The 16,832-nt window shown below is 69.3% G+C and carries 18 protein-coding genes; 3 read left to right on the top strand and 15 right to left on the bottom strand.

The window, feature by feature from the left end; translation table 11 throughout:
- The 6 genes from ACWDSJ_RS22740 to ACWDSJ_RS22715 form a co-directional block, all read right to left on the bottom strand.
- The gene (locus ACWDSJ_RS22740; RefSeq protein ID WP_062504717.1) at window positions 1-678 is read right to left on the bottom strand and encodes a response regulator transcription factor; all 678 of its coding nucleotides are present in this window, start codon (window positions 676-678) and stop codon (window positions 1-3) included.
- Window positions 679-758: 80 nt separating this feature from the next.
- On the bottom strand, window positions 759-1,301 hold the full coding sequence (locus ACWDSJ_RS22735; protein ID WP_387362448.1) for a PH domain-containing protein: 543 nt from the start codon (window positions 1,299-1,301) through the stop codon (window positions 759-761).
- Between the two features lie 121 nt (window positions 1,302-1,422).
- Window positions 1,423-2,214, bottom strand: coding sequence for a biotin--[acetyl-CoA-carboxylase] ligase (locus tag ACWDSJ_RS22730; protein ID WP_450034083.1), 792 nt, complete (start codon window positions 2,212-2,214; stop codon window positions 1,423-1,425).
- Between the two features lie 21 nt (window positions 2,215-2,235).
- Window positions 2,236-2,418 (bottom strand): hypothetical protein, encoded by a 183-nt coding sequence (locus ACWDSJ_RS22725; protein WP_450034082.1) that lies wholly within the window; start codon window positions 2,416-2,418, stop codon window positions 2,236-2,238.
- A 92-nt stretch (window positions 2,419-2,510) separates the two neighbouring features.
- On the bottom strand, window positions 2,511-2,849 hold the full coding sequence (locus ACWDSJ_RS22720; protein WP_450034080.1) for a hypothetical protein: 339 nt from the start codon (window positions 2,847-2,849) through the stop codon (window positions 2,511-2,513).
- The gene (locus tag ACWDSJ_RS22715) at window positions 2,849-3,274 is read right to left on the bottom strand and encodes a DUF1707 SHOCT-like domain-containing protein (protein ID WP_450034078.1); all 426 of its coding nucleotides are present in this window, start codon (window positions 3,272-3,274) and stop codon (window positions 2,849-2,851) included. Before ACWDSJ_RS22715 ends, ACWDSJ_RS22720 begins: the two co-directional genes overlap by 1 nt.
- Before the next feature lie 61 nt (window positions 3,275-3,335).
- On the opposite strand from ACWDSJ_RS22715, the gene ACWDSJ_RS22710 reads away from it, so the two are divergent.
- Entirely contained in the window at window positions 3,336-4,733 is a 1,398-nt protein-coding gene (locus tag ACWDSJ_RS22710) for a serine/threonine-protein kinase (RefSeq protein ID WP_450034077.1), read from the top strand.
- Between the two features lie 49 nt (window positions 4,734-4,782).
- Here the strand turns inward: ACWDSJ_RS22710 and ACWDSJ_RS22705 are convergent, their stop codons facing one another.
- Entirely contained in the window at window positions 4,783-6,585 is a 1,803-nt protein-coding gene (locus ACWDSJ_RS22705) for an ATP-binding protein (RefSeq protein ID WP_450034076.1), read from the bottom strand.
- A gap of 145 nt (window positions 6,586-6,730) precedes the next feature.
- On the bottom strand, window positions 6,731-7,660 hold the full coding sequence (locus tag ACWDSJ_RS22700) for a sulfurtransferase (protein WP_450034074.1): 930 nt from the start codon (window positions 7,658-7,660) through the stop codon (window positions 6,731-6,733).
- Window positions 7,661-7,807: 147 nt separating this feature from the next.
- Between ACWDSJ_RS22700 and ACWDSJ_RS22695 the strand changes: the two genes are divergently transcribed.
- Entirely contained in the window at window positions 7,808-8,605 is a 798-nt protein-coding gene (locus ACWDSJ_RS22695; protein WP_450034073.1) for a helix-turn-helix transcriptional regulator, read from the top strand.
- Here ACWDSJ_RS22695 and ACWDSJ_RS22690 read toward each other — a convergent pair.
- The 5 genes from ACWDSJ_RS22690 to ACWDSJ_RS22670 all read right to left on the bottom strand — a co-directional run bounded on the left by ACWDSJ_RS22690 (window position 8,516) and on the right by ACWDSJ_RS22670 (window position 13,259).
- Entirely contained in the window at window positions 8,516-9,184 is a 669-nt protein-coding gene (locus ACWDSJ_RS22690; RefSeq protein ID WP_450034071.1) for a nucleoside triphosphate pyrophosphatase, read from the bottom strand. The genes ACWDSJ_RS22695 and ACWDSJ_RS22690 overlap by 90 nt on opposite strands.
- Window position 9,185: 1 nt before the next feature.
- Window positions 9,186-9,494, bottom strand: a complete 309-nt coding sequence (locus tag ACWDSJ_RS22685) for an acyl-CoA carboxylase subunit epsilon (RefSeq protein ID WP_450034070.1) — start codon at window positions 9,492-9,494, stop codon at window positions 9,186-9,188.
- 149 nt (window positions 9,495-9,643) lie between these two features.
- Window positions 9,644-11,284 (bottom strand): acyl-CoA carboxylase subunit beta, encoded by a 1,641-nt coding sequence (locus ACWDSJ_RS22680; RefSeq protein ID WP_450034069.1) that lies wholly within the window; start codon window positions 11,282-11,284, stop codon window positions 9,644-9,646.
- 71 nt (window positions 11,285-11,355) lie between these two features.
- Window positions 11,356-12,738: an L-lysine 6-transaminase gene (lat, locus tag ACWDSJ_RS22675; RefSeq protein WP_450034068.1), complete on the bottom strand. Its 1,383-nt coding sequence runs from the start codon at window positions 12,736-12,738 to the stop codon at window positions 11,356-11,358.
- 68 nt (window positions 12,739-12,806) lie between these two features.
- On the bottom strand, window positions 12,807-13,259 hold the full coding sequence (locus tag ACWDSJ_RS22670; protein ID WP_387362473.1) for an Lrp/AsnC family transcriptional regulator: 453 nt from the start codon (window positions 13,257-13,259) through the stop codon (window positions 12,807-12,809).
- 87 nt (window positions 13,260-13,346) lie between these two features.
- Here ACWDSJ_RS22670 and amaB point away from each other — a divergent pair, with 87 nt between their 5' ends.
- Window positions 13,347-14,876, top strand: coding sequence for an L-piperidine-6-carboxylate dehydrogenase (gene amaB, locus ACWDSJ_RS22665; protein ID WP_450034067.1), 1,530 nt, complete (start codon window positions 13,347-13,349; stop codon window positions 14,874-14,876).
- A 146-nt stretch (window positions 14,877-15,022) separates the two neighbouring features.
- Here the strand turns inward: amaB and ACWDSJ_RS22660 are convergent, their stop codons facing one another.
- Both ACWDSJ_RS22660 and ACWDSJ_RS22655 read right to left on the bottom strand, forming a co-directional pair.
- Window positions 15,023-15,856: an SDR family oxidoreductase gene (locus tag ACWDSJ_RS22660; protein ID WP_450034065.1), complete on the bottom strand. Its 834-nt coding sequence runs from the start codon at window positions 15,854-15,856 to the stop codon at window positions 15,023-15,025.
- Entirely contained in the window at window positions 15,853-16,809 is a 957-nt protein-coding gene (locus ACWDSJ_RS22655) for a patatin-like phospholipase family protein (RefSeq protein WP_450034064.1), read from the bottom strand. The genes ACWDSJ_RS22660 and ACWDSJ_RS22655 overlap by 4 nt, the downstream gene beginning before the upstream one ends.
- Between the last annotated feature and the right edge of the window lie 23 nt (window positions 16,810-16,832).

The following is a 16,832-nucleotide window of genomic DNA, read 5'->3' as shown; positions in this document are numbered from 1 at the left end:
TCAGTCGGTGTTGAACCGGAAGCCGACGCCGCGGACGGTGACGATGCGACGCTCGGCCACCGGGCCCTCGTCGCCGATCTTGCGCCGCAGCCAGGACATGTGCATGTCGAGGGTCTTGGAGCCGCGCAGATCCGCGTCGCCCCACACCTCGCGCAGGATGGTCTCGCGCGGCACCACCTGCCCGGCCCGGTCGATGAGGACCTTGAGCAGCTCGTATTCCTTGTTGGCCAGGTTCACCTCGTGGCCGTTGACCAGGACGCGGCGCGCCTGCGGTTCCAGCCGGACGCCGCCGATCTCGACGGCCTCGTCGCCGATTCCGCTGCGGCGCAACAAGGCTCGCACGCGGGCCAGCAGTTCGGCGAGCCGGAAGGGTTTGCCCACGTAGTCGTCGGCCCCCGCGTCCAGCCCGACCACGAAGTCGACCTCGTCGGTGCGGGCGGTCAGCATCAGCACCGCCAGATCCGCCCCGCGCGCCCGCACCTGACGGCACACCTCGAGCCCGTCCATCCCGGGCAGCCCGAGATCGAGGATCAGCAGATCGTGTTCACCCTCGAGCGCGCGTTGCAGCACCGCGGGACCGAAGCTCTCCACGGTCACCGAATACCCCTCGCGCCCCAGCGCCCGCGACAGCGGGGCGGCGATGGCCTCGTCGTCTTCGGCCAGCAGTACGGCGGTCACGACCCAAGATTACGCACTGTGTCCGAATCCGCGTCGCGTTCTCCGACGCACTTCGCTACCGAATGGAAAACCCGTGGCGCTCACCGGCGCTCGGGGGCGTCCGGACGAGGGTCGCGGCGGGGGTCGTAGTCGGTGTTGTCGAAGACCTCGTGGTAGAGCAGGGCGTGGACGCGCTGGACCTGGGGGATGTCGTCGTATTCGAGGGGGTCGCCGGAGGCGGCGTCGATGATGAGGGTGCCGGTGCCGAGCATGCGGTCGAACAGTCCGTGCCGGAACTGGACGCTGGAGATCCGGCTCATCGGGATGTCGATGCCGGTGTGGGTGAGCACGCCCTCGCGCACCAGCACGCGACGGTCGGTGATGATGAAATGTGTTGACTTCCAACGGATCACCGGGCCCGCGCAGCGCCACAGCACGATGGCGGCCCAGAGCACGGCGATGCCGATCAGCACGGCGGTGTGCGCGGTGCCCTCGGTGTGCCGCCAGGACAGCCCCCCGGCGAAGCCCGCCAGCGCGCTCGCGACGATGAACGTGACGGCAGGCCAGAACAGCATTTTCCAGTGCGGATGACGGTGCAGCAGCAACTGCTCGTCGGGTGCGAGCAGTTCCTCCGGATAGCCCATACGCGCACCCTACCGCGTGCGCGCGCGAGCGCCGAGGGATCGTCGCGGCTTTCGCAACACCAAGTCCGAGCGGACATTTCCGGAGGCCGAACGGGACCCGAACCGCGCGCGAAGGTTCGGTCTAACGCAGGTGCGTCACGTCGGCGGCGGCGACCGGCCGATCCCCGATCAGCAACCGGCCGTGCTCGTCGACATCGGTCGCGATCCCGGTCAGCACCCGGCCGCCCGGAAGTTCGGCGCGCACCTCGGCACCGATTGTGCCGCACCGGTTCCGGTACTCGCGGGCCACGTCCGCGATGTCCCAGTCGGCGGCGCTCCAGTCGGTGAAACGGCGGGCGAACTCGCGCAGCAGCGCCAGCGCGAGTTCGGTCCGGTCGACGTCCGGCGCGCCCGCCAGCGTCAGCGACGTGGCGTGCGGCACCGGCAGTTCGTCCTGCGCCAGGCTCACATTCAGTCCGACGCCGACCACCACGGCGGGCGCGCCCGCACCGGAGGCCACCTCGGCGAGGATGCCCGACACCTTGCGCCCGTCGATGAGAATGTCGTTGGGCCACTTGAGGTTCGCGTGCAGACCGGTGACCGCGCGGACGCCGTCGACGACCGCGACGCCGGTGAGCAGCGGCAGCCAGCCCAGCACCGCGGGGTCGATGCCGCGCAGCCGCACGAGCGTCGACATCGCGATCTGCGCCCGCGGCGGGCTCACCCAGGTGCGCTCGTGCCGACCGCGGCCGCGCTCCTGCGCCTCCGCGATCAGCACCCGGCGATCGGCGTCCGGCTCCCCGGCGTGCGCGATCAGATCGGCGTTGGTGGAGCCGGTCGACTCCACCACATCGATGCGGGAGAAGAACGACAGTTCGGGCGATTCGGCGAGGTCACGCCGCAACCGCTCGGCGTCCAAGGGTGGCCTGTGCACCACCGCAGGCTACTACTCACCTCATCGGGTGTGGCTCAGCATGCCGATCAGCGCTACCCAGACGTCGTCGATGGACTCGTCGTCCCCGGCGCCGTCCTCCCAGAACTCGGGATCGACCACGGTGGGTGTCGGTTCGGATGGTTGCCAACTCTGCCAGGTCGCGGCCAGGGCTCGCTCCGCGACGGATCTACTCCATTCCCACATTTCGCGCCTCCCCTGCGCTTGGAGATCTCCACGATAGCGGGAGGGCGCGGTCGAGCGACAGCGAATTTTCTCCGGATACAACCGGATTCGACTCAGAGGGGTTGCAGTCCCAGCGCGCCCGCGACGAAACGCCGCACCGCGGTCTGCCCGGAATCCAGTGCGGCACTGTGGCCTTCGCGCGCCCAGCCCGAAACCTCCGCGGTGCCATCGGGATTCGGCGTCACCACGATCTCGGCGACCAGCTCGGCGGTGGTGGGTTCGCAGACGGCCCACGAATAGCGGGTGGACTCGGCCCATTCGCGGGTGCGGCGCGCGACGTAGCCGGGGTCGTCGATGCCGCCCGCGGCGAGCGCGGGCCGGTCGTCGATGCGGTCGTCGGCGCGCAGGGCGCGCAGATACCAACTGCCCGCGTTGATCTCGACGGGTTCCATCAGCGCTCCCGTCGCCGTTGCCGACGGTCGCGGCGGTGCGCGCGGCGGTCCTCGCGGCGTTTGTCCCCGGCCTGGGTGAACGCGCCCATGAGGAGCGCGGTGGCCGGGATCATCAGGAACCACAGCCAGACATGCGTGGTGAAGAACAGGACGAGGGCGGCGATGACCACCAACCCCACGACCGGGCCCTGGAACTCCGGCTTGTCGCCGGTCTTGCGAACGGGCAGCGGCTTGTCGGACGTGGGTTCGGGGAGGTCGGTGAACACCTCGGTGAGGTCGCCGCGGGTGACGGCGGCCGCGACGACCGCGCTGCGTTCGTCGAATTCCGCGACCGACAACCGGCCCGCCGCGAAATGATCCGACAAGCGCCGCATGGCCTCTTCACGCTCGGTGGTGCCGATGCGGATGTCGGGTGACTCAGCCATACATTCGAGCGTAGCGACCGGGTGGTGGTTCCGCCCGACGTGCCCGGTTTAGGGTCGAACGGTGACGCGGTGGTTCGGGAGGTATCGGCTCGACGGGCTGATCGGGCGAGGCTCGGTGGGCGAGGTCTGGCGCGCCTGCGACGACACCGGCCGCGTCGTCGCGTTGAAGATCCTCTCGGTCACCGCGGACGAGCCGGACTATCGGCGGCGCTTCGAGCGGGAGGCCCGCATCGGGGCCGATCTGGCCGATCCGCACATCGTGCCGATCTTCGATTTCGGTGAGCAGGACGGGCGGCTGTTCCTGGCGATGGCCTACATTCCGGGCGTCGACCTCGCCGCGCGGCTGCGGTCGGGGCCGATGGACGTCGACGCGGCGGTGGACGTGATCGGCCAGGTCGCCTCGGCCCTGGACGCCGCGCACGCGGCCGGGCTGGTCCATCGCGACGTCAAACCGGCCAATGTCATCGTGCACGCCAGCGGGTTCGCGTATCTCATCGACTTCGGGATCGCCCGCGCCGCGCATCACACCACGATCACCGCGACCGGGTTCACGGTCGGCACGCTCGCCTACATGGCCCCGGAGCGGTTCTCCGGGCACGGCGACGCCCGGTCCGACATCTACTCGCTGGCCTGTGTGCTCTACGAATGCCTCACGGCGGAAAGACCTTTCGGCGACACCGATCCGGTGCGGCAGTTGCACGCGCATCTGCACGAGGCCCCGCCGAGTGCCCGCGCCCTGAATCCCGCTGTGCCGCAAGCCTTGGACGCGGTGATCGCCCGGGGCATGGCCAAGAGCGCCGACGAGCGGTATCGCAGTGCGGGCGAACTGGCCGCCGCGGCTCGGGCGGCGATCGGCGCGGGCGCGGTGACCTCGCGGGTTCCACCGGTGCTCGACGCGGACGCGAGCGCGCCGACCACGGTGCTTGGCGCCACGGCCCAGGGCTACCCGCCCGCGCCCGCGCGGCCCGGTCGTCCAGGGCCGGGCCTCGCCGCCGAACCCGGCGGGCGCTTCGACGCGGCGCGCGTCGCCGGACCGGTCGCCGCCGACGCACCGGGCACGCGGCTGTTGACCACATGGAACGGCACCGGACGACGCGCCTCGACCGGGACGGCGGTGAAGGTGGCGGCGCTCGCATTCGGGGCGCTGGTCGTCTTCGCGGCCATCGCGCTCGGCACGGCCCTGCTCACCCGCGACGGAAACGCACGACCCACCACGCCTCCCGCCACACCCCCGGCGAGCGTCGCGCCCGCGCCCGCGCCCACGTCCCCGATCGAACAGACCACGACCGACGCGCCGCCCCCGCCGACCATGACCATTCCCGTGCCGCCGGGTTTCGGCACCCCGCCGTTCCAGATTCCGGGCATCTCCCAGAACCAGCCGAAGGACGACAAACCCGGAAACCCCGCGGGCCACGGCAATCCGCCGGGCCACGACAAGAAGGAGAAGAAGGACAAATGACGCGAGGCCCGTCCGCGGGTGCGGACGGGCCTGGGGAAACCGTTGTCGCCTACTTGATTTCGGCGAGCACCGTGCCCTGGGTGATGGCGGCCCCGGCCGCCACGGCCAGCCCGCTGACCACACCGGCCTTGTGGGCGGTGACCGGGTTCTCCATCTTCATGGCCTCGAGCACCACGATCAGGTCACCCGCCTCGACGGTCTGGCCCTCCTCGACCGCGACCTTGACGACCGTGCCCTGCATGGGCGCGGTCACCGCGTCGCCGGACGCCGCGCCCGCGCTCGCGCCACCGCGCTTGCGGGGCTTGGGCTTCTTGCGGACCACGCCCGCGCCGTTGCCGCCCGCACCGGCCGCGCCCGCGCCGACGGAGAACTGACCCGGCAGCGACACCTCGAGCCGACGACCGCCGACCTCGACCACGACCTTCTGCCGCGGCGCCTCGTCCTCTTCCTCGATCGGCTGGGCGCCGGTGTAGGGCGGAATCGGGTTGTCCCAATCGGTTTCGATCCACTTGGTGTAGACGTCGAACTTGGTGCCGTCGCCGATGAACGCCGGGTTGCTCACGATGTGGCGATGGAACGGCAGCACCGTCGCCAGGCCCTCGATCTCGTACTCGTCGAGCGCGCGCCGCGCCCGCTCCAGCGCCTGGGTGCGGGTCTCACCCCAGACGATCAGCTTGGCCAGCATCGAGTCGAACTGCCCGCCGATCACCGAACCGGCGACCACACCGGAATCCATCCGCACGCCGGGGCCGGTGGGCTCCTTGTACACGGTCACCGGGCCGGGGGCGGGCAGGAAGTTGCGGCCCGCGTCCTCGCCGTTGATGCGGAACTCGATGGCGTGCCCGCGCGGGGTCGGATCCTCGGTGATGGTCAGCTGCTCGCCGTTGGCGATGCGGAACTGCCAGCGCACCAGGTCGATTCCCGAGGTCTCCTCGGTCACCGGATGCTCGACCTGCAAGCGGGTGTTGACCTCGAGGAAGGACACGGTCTCGCCCTGCACCAGGTACTCGACCGTACCCGCGCCGTAGTACCCGGCCTCGCGGCAGATCCGCTTGGCCGACTCGTGGATCTTGGCGCGCACCTCATCGGACAGGAAGGGGGCCGGGGCCTCCTCGACCAGCTTCTGGAACCGCCGTTGCAGCGAGCAGTCCCGGGTGCCCGCGACGATGACATTGCCGTGCTGATCGGCCAGCACCTGCGCCTCGACGTGCCGAGCCTTGTCCAGATACTGCTCGACGAAGCACTCACCGCGACCGAACGCCGCGGTCGCCTCACGAGTGGCCGAGTCGAACAGCTCCGGGATCTCCTCGATGGTGTGGGCCACCTTCATGCCACGACCCCCACCGCCGAAGGCGGCCTTGATGGCCACGGGAACCCCGTACTGCTTCGCGAACTCGACCACCTCGGCCGCGTTCTTCACCGGATCCTTCGTGCCCGCCGCCATCGGCGCCTGAGCACGCTCGGCGATGTGCCGCGCGGTCACCTTGTCACCCAGATCGCGAATCGACTGCGGGCTCGGCCCGATCCAGATCAGACCGGCGTCGAGCACGGCCTGCGCGAAATCGGCGTTCTCCGAAAGGAATCCGTAACCCGGGTGGATGGCGTCGGCGCCCGACTTGCGGGCCGCGTCCAGAATCTTGTCGAAGACCAGGTACGACTCGGCGGAGGTCTGACCACCCAGCGCGAACGCCTCGTCGGCGAGCTTCACGAACGGCGCCTCGGCATCGGGCTCGGCGTACACCGCGACACTGGCGATACCGGCATCCTTCGCGGCCCGGATGACCCGCACCGCGATCTCGCCCCGATTCGCGATCAAAACCTTCGTGATCTGCGCGCTGGCGTGGCTGGGCACTGAGCCTCCTGATGCTGTGGACAACTTTCGTCTGGAGCGAGTGTAGGCAGTCTGCCAACAGACTCCGCACCGGGCTAGGGGCTACTGAACAGTAGTCCCGCCAAGTGATATGAACAACAGTCTCGCCGAATGGCAAGCCGGGACTTTACGCCGCGCCCGCCGCCTGGGACGAGAGTTCGGACACCTCACCGGGTTCAGCGCCCTTGACCATGGGAGTTCGCACAGCATTTCCCCATTCGGTCCAGGAACCGTCGTAATTACGAACGTTCGCCAGCCCGAGCAGGGCGGTCAGCACGAACCAGGTGTGCGCGGACCGTTCCCCGATGCGGCAGTAGACGATCGTTTCGGGGGCCGCGCGGAACTCCTCGTAGATCCGATCCAATTCGGCGCGGGAACGGAACCGGCCGTCCGCGGCGAGCGCTCGATTCCACGGAATGTTCACCGCCGTCGGAATGTGGCCCGCGCGCAACGACTGTTCCTCGGGGCGGTCGCGGATTCGATCGCATTCCCCCGAATACTCCTCGGCGGCACGCACATCCAGCAGGGCGGCCGCGCGGTCGGCCGAATTCACCAGCCCTCGGACCTCGTCGAGGAACACGCGCGCGGGCGGATCGTCGCGCTCGACCATCGGGTATTCGCCCAACCCGACGGCGGGCACCTCGAAGGTGGTGTCGCGCGCCTCGGAGATCCACGCGTCCCGACCGCCGTCGAGCAACCGCACGTCCGGATGGCCGAACAGGTCGAAGACCCACAGCGCCGCCGCGGCCGTACCGTTGCCCTTGTCGCCGTAGAGGACCACGGTGTCGTCGCGCTCGATGCCCTTGGCTCGCATCAATTCCGCGAAACGGACGCTATCGACCACGTCCCGGGTGTCCGGGTCGGTAAGCTCGGCCCGCCAGTCGATCTTGACAGCACCCGGGACATGGCCGATGTCGTATAGCAGGATGTCCTCGTCGGCCTCGACGATCCGCAATCCCGGCGCGCCGATGTTTGCCGACAGCCACTCTGTGGTTACTAGTCGGTGAGGATAGGCGTGGGCGCCGAAGGAGTGATGCGGGTCCGGGGCGACGGGCACGATGGTCGGTCCTTCGTTGTGAGTCAGCGGTTCCTCTCCGATGGTAGGCGGGGAACCGACAGCAACCGGTTTCACATCACGAATCTGGTGAAGCTCGATTAAGTCGCAGCTCCATCCGATAAAGTCTCCTGGGAGGAGGGGTGAGCTATGTCCGATTCTTGGCCACGACGGCGCCTGCTCGCGATCCTGCGTGGCGCCAGCGAGCCTCTCGATGCCCAGGAACTCGCGAGAGTGACCGGGCAGCACGTGACCACGGTGCGCTTCCACCTGGACGTGTTGACGCGTGAGTCGCTGGTGCGGCAGTTCCAGCAGCCGCCACGCGGGCGCGGCCGTCCGCGCATCGGGTACACCGCCGTTCAGCGATCGGTCGGCTACCAGGATCTGGCCCAGGTGCTGGCCGATCAGCTCGGGTCGGATCCGCGGCGGCGCTCGGACGCGGCCATCGCGGCCGGGCGGGCGTGGGGCGCGCGACTCGAGACGATGGAACAACCCATCACCTCGCTCGACGACGCCAAGGACGCCACCATGACGATGATGTCCGAACTGGGCTACGCCCCCGAGCGGGACCCCGGCAGCGAGACCGGCGATCAGGTGCTGATCCGGATGACGGCCTGCCCGCTGCGCGATCTGGCCCGCACCCATTCGGAGGTCGTGTGCGGGGTGCACCTCGGGTTGATGCGCGAGGTGATCGACCGCAACGGCGGCCGCGACACGGTGAACGTGCGGCTGCATCCGTTCGTGCAGCCCGAACTGTGCGTGGCCCGGCTCGAGGCGCTGCGGACCGTGCTGGTGCCCGACGCCGCGACCATGCCCGACGCCCGGCCCGAGACCGGCGAGCCGCGCATCGCGACGCCCTCAGGAGGCCGGGTCGCTCCCCAATTGCGTACCGCCGACCCACAATTGCGCAACGGAGACGCCCACGTCGCGAAGCAGTCGACGAAGTAGCGGCAGGCCGATCCCGATCACACTGGACGGATCGCCGCGCAGGCCCTCGACGAACCAGCCGCCGCGGGCGTCGAGGGTGAAGGCCCCGGCCACCCGCAACGGCTCGCCGGTGGCGATGTAGGCGTCCAGTTCGTCGGGGTCGGGCGTGCCGAATTCGACCGTGGTGCCGCAACAGTCGTGGGCCAGCGCGACGATTCGGCCCTCGCGCAGGCGCAGTACGCAGTGTCCGGTCAGCAGTTCGGCCGCGCGCCCGGCCATCACGGCCCAGCGCTTGCGGGCCACCTCGGCGGTCAGCGGTTTGCCCTGGAGTTCGCCGTCGAGCAGCAGCATCGAATCACAGCCCACCACAACGCAATCCGTGATCACGTCGGCGTCCTCGGCGATCAGGGCGGCGGCGACGGCCTCGGCCTTGGCGCTGGCCAGGGCGACCACCACATCGACGGGCGCGGTCCCGGCGGGCAGGGCCGCGGCCACCGCGTCCTCGTCCACGTCGGAGACCCGGACCACCGGGGTGACCCCGGCCGAGCGCAACACCTGCAATCGCGCGGGCGAGGCCGAGGCGAGAACGAATCGGGGCACGTCAGGCGTTCGGGTAGCCGAACGCGTACGGCGAGAACGGGACGGTGCCGCGATGCATGAACGTCGGCCGTCCCCACAGATCGATCGGGCCGCGCGGCTCCGGCGCGGAATCGGCGCTCGCGGCCGCGGCGGTCAGCACGCACACCAGGGCGGCGATCTCGTCGTCGGTGGGCGCGCCCTTCAGGATCCGGATGACGGGTCCCGCGTCCGACTCGGCATCGGCGACCAGCGGTTCCATCGCGGCGAGATCATCGGCCGCCAGATCCAGCTCCGCGGCGCGCAAAACTTCTTCATCAGCCACAGCCGTCACAGCGCCAGCTCCTCCTGTCAGGTGCCGGACCCGGGTGGGGTCGGCGTCCATCTCTTTCCATCTTGACCCGAACGAGCCGGTTCACACTGATCGAGAGAGATCTGTTGGACATTTCACAGTTTGTCCCTCTCACCGCGCATATCGTCCGATCACAGCGGAATGTTGCCGTGCTTCTTCGGCGGCAGGGTGACCATCTTCCGCTCGAGCAACCGCAGGGCCGACACGATCTGCCCGCGCGTGTGCGAGGGCGGGATGACCGCGTCCACATAGCCGCGCTCGGCGGCCACGTAGGGGTTGACCAGCGTATCCTCGTACTCGTTCTGCAGTTCCAGGCGCAGCGCGTCGACGTCGGCGCCCTCGGCCGCGGCCTGCTGCAACTGTTTGCGGTAGACGAAGCCGACCGCGCCCGACGCGCCCATGACCGCGATCTGCGCGGTGGGCCAGGCCAGGTTCACGTCCGCGCCCATGTGCTTGGAGCCCATGACGTCGTAGGCGCCGCCGTAGGCCTTGCGGGTGATGATGGTGATCTTGCCGACCGTGGCCTCGCCGTAGGCGTAGAGCAGCTTGGCCCCGCGCCGGATGATGCCGTTGTACTCCTGGCCGGTGCCGGGCAGGAAGCCGGGGACGTCGACCAGGGTGATGATCGGGACGTTGAACGCGTCGCAGGTCCGCACGAACCGCGCGGCCTTCTCCGAGGCGTCGATGTCGAGGCAGCCCGCGAACTGGGTGGGCTGGTTGGCCACGATGCCGACGCTGCGGCCGTCCACGCGACCGAAGCCGACGATGACGTTCATCGCGCGCTCGGCCTGCACCTCGAGGAACTCGTCGTCGTCGAGCAGTCGCCGGATGATCTCGTGCATGTCGTAGGGCTGGTTCGGCGAGTCCGGGATGATCGTGTCGAGCTCGAGGTCCTCCTCGGTCAGCGACTCCTCGATCGCGCCCTCGATCGGATCGCTGGCCGGGAAGCGCGGGGCCTCGGCGCGGTTGTTGCTGGGCAGGTAGCTCAGCAGATCCTTGACCCAGTCCAGGGCGTCCTGCTCGCCGGAGGCCACGTAGTGGGCCGTGCCCGACTTGACCATGTGGGTGTGGGCGCCGCCCAGCTCCTCCATGGTGACCTCTTCACCGGTGACGGTCTTGATGACGTCCGGTCCGGTGATGAACATCTGGCTGGTCTCGTCGACCATGACGACGAAGTCGGTGAGCGCCGGGGAGTACACGTGCCCGCCCGCGGCCGCGCCCATGATCAACGAGATCTGCGGGATCACGCCGGAGGCCTGGATGTTGCGGTGGAAGATCTCGCCGTAGAGGCCGAGCGAGACCACGCCCTCCTGAATGCGCGCTCCCGCACCGTCGTTGATGCCGATCAGCGGGCGGCCGGTCTTGAGCGCCAGATCCATGACCTTGACGATCTTCTCGCCGTACACCTCGCCGAGGCTGCCGCCGAAGACCGTGGCGTCCTGGGAGAAGATGCAGACATCGCGGCCGTCGATGGTGCCGTAACCGGTCACCACGCCGTCGCCGAGCGGACGGTTGTTCTCCAGCCCGAAGTTGACGCTGCGGTGGCGGGCGAGCGCGTCCAGTTCCACGAACGAGCCCTCGTCCAGCAGTGCGAGAATCCGTTCGCGCGCGGTCATCTTGCCCTTGGCGTGGACCTTGTCGACCGCGGCCTCACCCATCGGGTGCTGGGCCTCTTCCATGCGGTTGCGCAGATCGGCCAGCTTCCCGGCGGTGGTGTGGATATCGGGTGCGCCCGCCGAACCCGGCTGAGGCTGCTGCTGGACACTCGTCATGACGGGGAGTGTAACCAGTCCGAGACCTCCTGAAAATTCCAGTATCCACTACCCGCGGGTACCGCTATTGGCTACTCGTCAGTAAGAAACCGCTGGTGAAAGCCCCTGAGCAGCAAAGACTTCAGTACCCGATCCAGCGCGTCGACGGCCTCGTCGAGTTCCTCGGCGGTGACGGTCAGCGGCGGCCGGAACCGCAGGCCGCGCTCGCCGGTGCCGAGGATGAGGACGCGTTCGCGCTCGTAGAGTTCGGCGGCCACGGCATCGCGCAGTTCGGGCGAGGCCAGCGTGATCGCGCACATGAGCCCGCGCCCGCGCGGTTCGGTGACCTCCGCGTGGCGCGCGGCCAGCCCCTCGAGGCGATCCAGCAGATAGGGACCGAGCGTCGCGGCGTGCTCGATGAGTCCGTCGCGTTCGATCACCTCGAGGATGCGGCGGGCGCGGACCATGTCGCCGAGGTTGCCGCCCCAGGTGGAGTTCAGCCGCGAGCTGACCCGGAAGACGTTGTCGGGCACCTCGTCGACGCGGCGGCCCGCCATGATTCCGCAGACCTGGGTCTTCTTGCCGAATGCCACGATGTCGGGCGCGAGGCCGAGTTGCCGGTAGGCCCAAGCACTTCCGGTCATGCCGGCGCCGGTCTGCACCTCGTCGAGGACGAACAGCGCGTCGTATTCGTGGCACAGCTCCTGCATCGCGAGCAGGAACTCCGCGCGCAGATGCCGGTCGCCGCCCTCGCCCTGGATGGGCTCGGCGATGAAACACGCTATGTCGTAAGGGTTTTCGGCGAAGGCGGCGCGGGCCTGCGCCAGGGCCCGGCGCTCGGCGGCGGCGATGTCGACGCCGTCGGTGCGGTACGGGGTGTCGATGCGCGGCCAATCGAACTTCGGGAAGCGCGCGATCTTGACCGGTTCGGTGTTGGTGAGCGAGAGGGTGTACCCACTGCGACCGTGGAAGGCGCCGGTCAGATGCAACACCTTGGTGCCGAGATCGCCTGAGCGCCCGTGCATTTCGTTGTGGCGGCTCTTCCAGTCGAACGCGGCCTTGAGCGCGTTCTCCACCGCGAGGGCGCCGCCGTCGATGAAGAACCGGTGCGGCAGTGCGGGATCGCCGAGCACACGCGCGAAAGTGTCGACGAAGCGCGCCATTTCGACGGTGTAGACATCGGAGTTGCTGGGCTTGTTCAGCGCCGCGGTGGTCAGTTCGGCGCGGAACTCGTCGTCGGCGGCCAGGGCGGGGTGGTTCATGCCCAGCGCCGAGGACGCGAAGAAGCCGAACATGTCGAGATACGCGGTGCCGTCCCGGGCGTCGACCAGGCGCCGGCCCTGCGAGCGTCGCAGATCCAGCACCAGGTCGAAGCCGTCGGCGAGGATGTTCGCGGACAGGATGTCGTGTACGCGGGCGGGGGTGACCGGCGTCGCGTCGGCGACTGCCCCCGGCCGCTCCAGTTCGAGGGTCACACGAACCAGGCTAACGTAAATTTTTACGACATCACTACGGAAACACCGTAAAAAGTAACGATCTCCGGCTAACGATCGTAGAATGTCTGGAGAATGATGGTGCTGCGCGTGCGGACGTTGGCGGTCGCGCGGATCTCCTGCAACAGCTGTTCGAGGTGTCGCGGCGAGGCCACCCGGACCAGCAGCACGTAGCTCTCGTCGCCCGCGACGGAGTGGCACTCCTCGATACCGGGGATGTGTTGCAGCAGGGCGGGGGCGTCATCGGGTTGGGACGGGTCGAGAGGAGTGATGGCGACGAATGCCGACAGCAGTTGTCCCAGGGCTTCCGGATCGACCTTCGCGGTATAGCCTCGGATCACCCCGCGCGCCTCTAGCCGCCGAACTCTCGATTGCACCGCGGACACCGACAGATTGGCCTTCTCCGCGAGATTCGACAGCGTGGCGCGACCGTCGGCCATCAGCTCGCGGATCAAGAGTCGATCGATATCGTCCAGAACAGCTTTCGTCGGTGCATCCGCCATCAGCGAAGGCTAACCCAGCGAACCGAACTCGTGGCCGGAACATGGTCTCGGGCCGTCCGAAGATTCCCGCCTCACATGGAGAAATGGATGACATCCGCACCCACCGCACCATTGACCGACGAACTGCGCGCCCGCGCCGAGCAACTGCTGCGCGAGTTGGGCGCCACCCCGCCCGCACCGGGCCCGCTGTCGGCCCGTACCCCGATCACCGGCGGTGAGCTGGCCACGCTCGCGCCGAGTTCGGCTTCGGAGGTGGACGCGGCGATCGGCAAGGCGGCCAACGCGTTTCGGTCCTGGCGCACCGTGCCCGCGCCGGTGCGGGCGGCGGTGGTGCGGCGGCTGGGACAACTGCTGACCGAACATCTCGGCGCGCTGGGCGAATTGGTGACGCTGGAGGCGGGCAAGATCGGCGCGGAGGCGCGCGGCGAGGTGCAGGAGATGATCGACATCTGCGAGTTCGCGGTGGGATTGTCGCGCCAGCTCTACGGTTACACGATGCCGTCGGAGCGGCCCGGGCACCGGCTGATGGAGACCTGGCATCCGCTGGGTGTGGTGGGGGTGTTGTCGGCATTCAATTTCCCGGTGGCCGTGTGGTCCTGGAACACCGCGCTCGCGTTGGTGTGCGGGGACACGGTGGTGTGGAAGCCGTCGGAGACGACGCCGTTGACGGCGCTGGCCTGTCACACGCTGGTGCGGCGGGCGGCGGAGGACGTCGGGGCGGATCCGGAGATCCACCAATTGATCCAGGGCGCGGGCGATGTCGGCGCGCTGCTGGTGGACGACGAGCGGGTGGCGTTGGTGAGCGCGACGGGTTCGGTGCGGATGGGGCAGGCGGTCGCGCCGCGCGTGGCGGCCCGGTTCGGGCGCTGCCTGCTGGAGTTGGGCGGGAACAACGCGGCCGTGGTGACACCCTCGGCGGATCTCGAATTGGCCACGCGCGGCGTCGTTTTCGCGGCGGCGGGCACGGCCGGACAGCGCTGCACGACGTTGCGGCGGCTCATCGTGCACAGGTCGGTGGTGGACGAACTGGTCGACCGGATCGCCCAGGCGTATCGCCAACTGCGCGTGGGCAATCCGCTCGACGACGGCGTCCTGGTGGGCCCGCTGATCAACGAACGCGCCTACACCGCCATGCGGGAGGCGCTCACCCGCGCGGAGGCCGACGGCGGCGAATTGCGCTGCGGCGGAGACCGAGTCGAGGGCCCCGACCCGCACGCCTACTACGTCCGCCCCGCCCTGATCCGCATGCCCGCCCAGACCGACATCGTCCGCGCCGAGACCTTCTCCCCCATCCTCTACGTCCTCACCTACGACGACTTCGACGCCGCGATCACCCTGCACAACGCCGTCCCCCAGGGCCTGTCGTCGGCCATCTTCACCACCGACCAACGCGAGGCCGAACTCTTCCTCTCCTCCGACGGCTCCGACTGCGGCATAGCCAACGTCAACATAGGCACCTCCGGCGCCGAAATAGGCGGCGCCTTCGGCGGCGAGAAACAAACCGGCGGCGGCCGAGAATCCGGCACCGACGCCTGGAAGTCCTACATGCGCCGAGCCACCAACACCATCAACTACTCCCCCGACCTCCCCCTCGCCCAAGGCATCCACTTCACCTGACCACCCCCAGGCAAACCAACCCAGCCGCACCCTTTATTCGAATCCGCACCCGTTCCAGGGCCCCACAAAGGGTGCGGATCCAGATAAAGGGTGCGGCTGGGGATGCCGTAAACCCTTGAGCGCCTGGCGTTTTGAGAGGTTTGGCGTTAGAGGGTTCGGATTTCGGATTCGTAGGTGTTTCGGGTGGTGGGGTCGGTGGGGTGGAGGGCTCGGGTGCCGTTGAGGAGGCGGCGGACCAGGCGGGTGGCGGGTTCGGGGGTGGCGGCCAGGGCCAGGTCGAGGGGGGACAGGTAGGCGGGGACGGGGATTTCGGGGCGGCGGGTGTGGCAGGTTTTGACGATGGCGGCGGCCACGTCCTCGGGGTCGACGGTGGGGAGGCCGCGGCCGAGGGTGAGGCCGGAGGAGAGGCGGGTGCGGACGGCCGAGGGGAGGACGCAGCTGACGCTGATGCCGTGATCGGCGAATTCCAAACGGGTGGCGGCCGACAGGCCCACGGCGGCGAACTTGCTCGCGTTGTAGACCGCGAGGCCGGGCAGCGGCACCTTGCCCGCGAGGGAGGCGACATTGACGACGTGACCGCGCCCGCGGGTGATCATGCCGGGCACCACCGCGCGCATGCCGTGGATCAATCCCCACACGTTCACATCGATCGTGGTGCGCCCCACCGCATCCGGCTCCGCCAGGAACTCCCCGGCGGGCATCACCCCGGCATTGTTCACCAGCACATCGATCCGCCCCATCTCGCCGACCGCCGCGTCCCACTGCTCCCGAACCCGGACATCGAGCCGCACCGCGCGCCCGTGCACCGCCGAGGCCACCTCCCGCGCCGCCGCGAGATCCACATCGGCGACCACGACCTCGGCTCCCTTCCGCGCGAACGACTCGGCGGTCGCCGCGCCGATACCGCGCCCGCCCCCGGTGACGAACACGCGCGCGCCGTTCAAATCGATTGCCGGATAATCGTTTCCGAAGAGATTCATGCGAAGACTCCCTGTTCCACCGCGCGCCGAGTGCTGCGCAGACTGTGCTCGAACGTCGCCACCCGCCGCCGTCCGTCCATGAAATTGGCCCCCATCACCGCGAGATCCTCCGCCCGCGCGTCGATCCGCAGCACCTTCGTCCCCCGCGCCCGCAGCCCGGCGATCTCCCGAGACAGCCTGGCGCTCATCCGATTCCGCAGCTGCCGCTCCAACAGATGCCCCGGCCCCTCGGCCCGCTCCCGACGCGCCGACGCCATCGGCGCCAGCACCACGACCTCGTCCAGCTCCGCGTCCGCCAGCAGATCCACCGACGCCGTCGAGGCCGCGCCCCCGTCGACATACCGCCGCCCCTCGATCGTCACCGGCGGAAACCAGCCGGGAATCGCCCACGAAGCCCGCAGCGCCGCACCGAGATTCGCGGTCGGCGCGCCCGGCGACCCGAACGCCACCCGCCGCCCGCTCGCGTAGTCCATCGCCACCAGCCAGGTCGCCGGATGCGACACCCACTCCCGGCCGGGCGCGAGTTCCTCGGCCAGCCGCTGCAACCACGCCGCGTCGCCCCCGCCCTCCGGCAACAACCCGCTGCCCGCCGTCAACAGCCCTTGTCCCCGCCGCACCCGGGGCGACGCCAATGTCCGCAGCCCGTGCCGCGGCGAGCCCAGCCGTGGGCGCGGCAACGGCGGAAACCGCCCGGGCGCGTCCCGCAGATGTCGCGCCAACACCGAATCGCCCTGTCCGCGTTGCATATCCAGCAGCTCGTCCACTCCCACCCCGCTGCCCAGCATGGTCACCAGCTCCGCCCCCGCCGACGTCCCGATCAGCACGTCCGCCTCCCGCGGATCCCACGCCAGCACGTCCCGCACGGCCCCCAGCGCCGCCACCGTCCACGCCGCCCCGAGGGTGCCGCCGCACCCGATCGCCAATCCGCGCCTGGCCCCATTGCCGTTACTCATGGTTTCGCACACTAACAGACTTC

It is taken from the genome of Nocardia sp. NPDC003482, from assembly GCF_053588115.1.
This window is presented reverse-complemented; position numbering and strand designations above follow the sequence as displayed.

Coding starts and splice junctions, on each gene's coding strand:
- ACWDSJ_RS22715 (WP_450034078.1), bottom strand. CDS start 3,274: ATGGCTGAGTCACCCGACATCCGCATCGGCACCACCGAGCGTGAAGAG.
- ACWDSJ_RS22735 (WP_387362448.1), bottom strand. CDS start 1,301: ATGGGCTATCCGGAGGAACTGCTCGCACCCGACGAGCAGTTGCTGCTG.
- ACWDSJ_RS22720 (WP_450034080.1), bottom strand. CDS start 2,849: ATGGAACCCGTCGAGATCAACGCGGGCAGTTGGTATCTGCGCGCCCTG.
- ACWDSJ_RS22680 (WP_450034069.1), bottom strand. CDS start 11,284: ATGACGAGTGTCCAGCAGCAGCCTCAGCCGGGTTCGGCGGGCGCACCC.
- ACWDSJ_RS22695 (WP_450034073.1), top strand. CDS start 7,808: ATGTCCGATTCTTGGCCACGACGGCGCCTGCTCGCGATCCTGCGTGGC.
- amaB (WP_450034067.1), top strand. CDS start 13,347: ATGACATCCGCACCCACCGCACCATTGACCGACGAACTGCGCGCCCGC.
- ACWDSJ_RS22655 (WP_450034064.1), bottom strand. CDS start 16,809: ATGAGTAACGGCAATGGGGCCAGGCGCGGATTGGCGATCGGGTGCGGC.
- ACWDSJ_RS22660 (WP_450034065.1), bottom strand. CDS start 15,856: ATGAATCTCTTCGGAAACGATTATCCGGCAATCGATTTGAACGGCGCG.
- ACWDSJ_RS22725 (WP_450034082.1), bottom strand. CDS start 2,418: ATGTGGGAATGGAGTAGATCCGTCGCGGAGCGAGCCCTGGCCGCGACC.
- ACWDSJ_RS22670 (WP_387362473.1), bottom strand. CDS start 13,259: ATGGCGGATGCACCGACGAAAGCTGTTCTGGACGATATCGATCGACTC.